We start from the raw sequence: 240 nt of genomic DNA on the forward strand, positions 1-240 counted from the left end.
AACCATTACACAATCTTCAGGAGCTACACCTAATTGATCACAAATGTATTTATAATATTCTTTGTAAGGTTTAGTATATATACTTTCCTCGTAAACAGTGACAAGTTCAAAAGGCATATCATCAATTTCTGCCCATTTTAATCTATGATAAATTGCTGATTTATGAAAAACTGGATTTGTTGCTACAGCTACTCTAAAACCTTGGTCAATAGCCTCTTTTACTAGTTTTCTTGCTATATC

At 31.2% G+C, this 240-nt stretch carries 1 protein-coding gene; it reads right to left on the reverse strand.

What is annotated here, in order from left to right; all coding sequences use genetic code 11:
* A partial coding sequence (locus AOA60_RS15350; RefSeq protein ID WP_143522446.1) for an HAD family hydrolase occupies positions 1-240 on the reverse strand: 240 nt, incomplete at both ends.

Source organism: Pseudomonas sp. 2822-17 (assembly GCF_002742485.1).
GTDB classification, from domain to species: domain Bacteria; phylum Pseudomonadota; class Gammaproteobacteria; order Pseudomonadales; family Pseudomonadaceae; genus Aquipseudomonas; species Aquipseudomonas cyclaminis.